This is a genomic window from Corynebacterium lipophiloflavum DSM 44291, assembly GCF_000159635.1.
GTDB classification, from domain to species: domain Bacteria; phylum Actinomycetota; class Actinomycetes; order Mycobacteriales; family Mycobacteriaceae; genus Corynebacterium; species Corynebacterium lipophiloflavum.
Window position 1 is genome coordinate 152,398 of record NZ_GG667191.1, and the last position, 3,800, is coordinate 156,197.

The 3,800-nt window shown below is 63.7% G+C and carries 5 protein-coding genes; 4 read left to right on the plus strand and 1 reads right to left on the minus strand.

The features are described from left to right. Positions 1 to 125 precede the first annotated feature (125 nt). On the minus strand, positions 126 to 1,034 hold the full coding sequence (locus tag HMPREF0298_RS00700) for an alpha/beta fold hydrolase (protein ID WP_211205409.1): 909 nt from the start codon (positions 1,032 to 1,034) through the stop codon (positions 126 to 128). 124 nt (positions 1,035 to 1,158) lie between these two features. Here HMPREF0298_RS00700 and HMPREF0298_RS00705 point away from each other — a divergent pair, with 124 nt between their 5' ends. From HMPREF0298_RS00705 to HMPREF0298_RS12890, 4 genes are read left to right on the plus strand one after another with little or no spacing between them, the layout of a single operon-like run. Beyond that, complete coding sequence (locus HMPREF0298_RS00705; protein WP_006839150.1) at positions 1,159 to 1,704, plus strand: TetR/AcrR family transcriptional regulator; 546 nt, start codon at positions 1,159 to 1,161, stop codon at positions 1,702 to 1,704. Positions 1,705 to 1,713: 9 nt separating this feature from the next. Next, the gene (locus HMPREF0298_RS00710; protein WP_006839151.1) at positions 1,714 to 2,382 is read left to right on the plus strand and encodes a DUF1648 domain-containing protein; all 669 of its coding nucleotides are present in this window, start codon (positions 1,714 to 1,716) and stop codon (positions 2,380 to 2,382) included. Positions 2,383 to 2,424: 42 nt separating this feature from the next. Continuing rightward, positions 2,425 to 3,249 carry a mannose-6-phosphate isomerase, class I gene (gene manA, locus HMPREF0298_RS00715; RefSeq protein WP_006839152.1) on the plus strand — a complete coding sequence of 275 codons (825 nt, stop codon included), beginning with the start codon at positions 2,425 to 2,427 and terminating at the stop codon, positions 3,247 to 3,249. After that, complete coding sequence (locus HMPREF0298_RS12890) at positions 3,249 to 3,611, plus strand: cupin domain-containing protein (RefSeq protein WP_006839153.1); 363 nt, start codon at positions 3,249 to 3,251, stop codon at positions 3,609 to 3,611. Before manA ends, HMPREF0298_RS12890 begins: the two co-directional genes overlap by 1 nt. The last annotated feature ends 189 nt before the right edge of the window (positions 3,612 to 3,800 follow it).

The following is a 3,800-nucleotide window of genomic DNA, read 5'->3' on the forward strand; positions in this document are numbered from 1 at the left end:
CTCTACCAGCGGATGGGCTTTGTCCCGCTAGGTGCCAACCCGGTGCCAACCCCCGGACAGCAGCCTGAGTTGGGAATGTGGCGCCCCGGCGCGATGCCAAACAGCTAACTACCCGGTGACTGGCACTACTCCGCCGCCCAGAACGACCCCAGTTCGGCCCCGAGCTCCTGAGGGACCTGGAAGGGCAGCGAATGGGTAGTGTTCGGCCAGACGCGGACGGTGGCGTGAGGAATTGCTTGTCGCGCCTTTTCCGCGGCGGCCTCACCGCCGGCGAGCGAGTCTTTGTCTGCGATTGCTACGTAGACGGGCATATTCAGGTGCACTAAGTCGGCGTCGTCAAGCGGCCGAGGGGTGGGGAGGGCGGCGCTGAAGTGCCGCGATCCGAGGTCGATCATGGTGGAGATTGGATCGTCCTGCCGTACTTCTTCCACCGTCGTGCCCCCGATCTCGGCGAGCGCTCGGTCTTTGAGTGACTGGGGCACAGGAAGCATGATCACCGTGCCCCAGAAGAATGTGGCCGGTGGCGGGTAGGCGAGGGTGAACGCGGGTTCGATCAACGCGACGGAGGAGACGAGGTCGGGTCGCTCGAGTGCCAGGGCCGCGCTCGTTGCCCCGCCAAAGGAGTGCCCGACAACGTGCGCGGAGCCGATACCGAGTCCTTCGAGGGTCTCCGCCAGCCATTGAGCCTGATCGGCGGAGGAGATAATGGGGGTGCTTTGGGTGGACAGCCCGGCGTCGCCAATCGCGTCGACGGCGTAAACGGTGTGACCGTTGCCGATGTAGGGAAGCAGCTCACCCCACATCGGTGCGCCGGATGCGCGTCCCGGTGTGAGCAGGACGGGAGTGCTGGAGGTGGCGTGCTCCGCCTCCCAGACCACAACGTGAGCGGTGCCGAATCGGGTGGGTACGTAGATCGTGCGATCTGGCTTCGGGCCTGTGGCCAGCGCGGCATCGTACGCCTCGGTATAAGCCTCGCGGCCCGCGCTCGCGCGCCAGTGCCCGACATCGGGTGGTGCAGTCCACGCTAAGAACACACGGTGCGCCCCTAGGGCTACAAGAATGAGGGCGACGGTTACAAGGGCGGATCTAAGGGTCACGGCATACTCCAATACGTTTGTATCGTAAACAATGATACAGGCGTATTGCTAGGCTTACAATATGACCTCCGACAGCCGGGCAGACATCATCCACGCAGTGCTGCACCTCGTTGCGGAGAAGGGCATCTCCGGGGTTTCCATGCGCAACGTCGCCACTGAAGCCGGGGTGTCGCTCGGGCGGGTTCAGCACCACTTCCGAACCAAAGAGGAGCTGCTCGAAGAGACATGCCGGGCGCTTGTTAGCGGTGCGGAGCAGGCATATCAGGCACGGAGTGCAACGGCCCGAGAACAGTTGGAGTACGCGATTAGCCACGTCATTCCGCGTGACAGCAGCGCGTGCTGCGGAGCCGCGATATGGAGCGCGTTCGTGGCCTACGCATTGGTGCAACCCCGCATCGGTGCCATCATCACCGAAGCCAAGCGCGGCCAGGAAGCCGAGGTAACACGGCTCATGGCCCAGGCGGGGCTCGAGGATGCTGAGGCTCGCGCCCGGTCGCTCATCGCGCTTGCTGACGGCCTAGTTCAACGCGTCCTCACCGGCGACCTTAGCGCCGAGCAAGCTCAGGCGGTCGTGGATTCCTGGACTGCTCCAGCCCTATCCACTTAGGATTGCTTCGTGTCTTTCAACGTCGAGCTCAAGCCCGTGCCCTTGGGGTGGCTCGTTGCGCTCTACGCGGTCATCGCTCTGAGCGTGGTGCTGCTTGTAGCCGGCTGGGATCGCATCCCCGACCCGATGCCGATTCACTGGGGCCCGCGCGGTGAGGCAGACAGCTTCGACGAGAAAACGCCAGGTGCCGCGTTCAGTTTGGTCGCCATCGGTGCCATCCCGCTGGGCGTGCTCACCCCGTTGATCGTCTACGGCACGCACGGTCTGGCTAGATCCGGTAGCGACCGGGACAAGGCCTCTGCGAATGAAATGGTGCCTCTCGTGGCCAAGTTTATGTTCGGCGTCACGGTGATAGTGGTCGGCGGTGTCACTGCCAGTCTGCTGGGTCTAAGGGTTTCCACACCGTTCATCCTTGCGGCGATCGCGCTGCTGCTCGTCTGGTTCGTCTACGAGATCCGCGCTGCGCAGCGCAGAATAGTGGCGCATGTCGGCGAAAGCGAGATCGACCGCCACCTGTATTGGGGCATGTTTTATCACAACCCGGACGACGAGCGCGTCCTCGTCGAGAACGGCATGTCCACGACCATGAACTTCGCCCGCCCAACCGCGTGGCTAATCTTGGCAGCGGTGCTGGCGCCGGTGATCATCGTGATCATGGTAGCGGTTCTAGGAGGCTGAGCTGGGCGCTGTGCTGCATGGCGCGGGGCTTATAGGAGTATCGTGGCACGGGAGAAAACCAACACCATCCACCCTATTAAGGCGGTTGACGTGGCCCTTAAGCTGACCGGCACCATGCAGAACTATGCCTGGGGGCACGACAGTTACATCGCGGATCTGCAGGGCCGCGACCCCTCCGGCGACCCCGAAGCCGAGCTGTGGTTCGGTGCGCACCCGAGTGCACCGTCGGAAACGTCTCAGGGGCCGCTCGATAGCGTTATCGCCCGCGACCCGCAGGCACAGCTAGGTTACGACGGCACCCTGCCCTTCCTGGTCAAGCTGCTCGCCGCCGCCAAGCCGCTGTCCCTGCAGGCCCACCCCTCCCTAGAGCAGGCCGGCGCCGGGTTCGAGCGCGACAATGCAGCGGGCATCCCCCTCGATGCGCCGCATCGCAACTACAAGGACGCCAACCACAAGCCCGAGCTCCTCATTGCCCTGACCCCCTTTCGTGCAATGGCGGGGTTTCGCCCCGTTGCGGAAACGATTGAGCTGCTCGACGCGTTTGACCTTCCCGAGCTTGCCCCGCTCGAAGACGCCCTTGCCCGCGACGATGTCGAGGAATCGGAGCGCCTCGCCCACGCGCTGACGCTGGCTATGAAGTGTGACGCTACTTCAAGCGTCGAAAAGCGTGCCGGCGAGCTCGCTGAGCGGGAGGACTTTATCGGCGAGGCCGCCCGAAACCTTGCCGTATCGCGCGCGAGTACCCCGGTGACAGCGGGCTCATCGCCGCGATGCTGCTCAACCACGTCAGCCTCAACCCAGGCGAGGCGATCTTCCTCGGTGCGGGAAATCTCCACGCCTACCTGCATGGACTGGGTGTGGAGGTGATGGCCAACTCTGACAACGTGTTGCGCGGTGGGCTGACCGAGAAGCACATCGATACCGACGAGCTGTTTTCCGTGCTGCGGTTCGAGGCGCTGGATAGACCCACCTTGCGCTCGGAGGGCAGTCAATACCAGGTGCCTGTTAATGATTTCCGCGTGGAGCAAATCACCGACACCGCCGGCCCGAGCCACGTGAAGGGCCCCGCCATAGTACTGAATGCGTCGGGCACGCTGAGAGTTGGCGACGTCACGCTCGGTGCCGGTGAGGCCGCGTGGGTGCCGGCGTGTGAGGGTGATGTTGCGGTAGCGGGCGAGCGGGCGTCGGGTTTCGTGGTCACCACCGCCCGTTCCGCAGATGCGGGTTAGTAAATGCGGGTCAGCACCTGCGGGTCAGTCTGGTGGGAGCGACGCGGATGGTGCACGTTACTCGACTAACCCGCAGGTACTGACCCGCACTTAGAGGGACAAGACGGGGACCGGAGCCCTACTTGAAGCGTCCTGGGTTTAGTTCCGCTTCTTTTACGGCCCTGTGTTGATGGGCTCGGTGAGATAGTA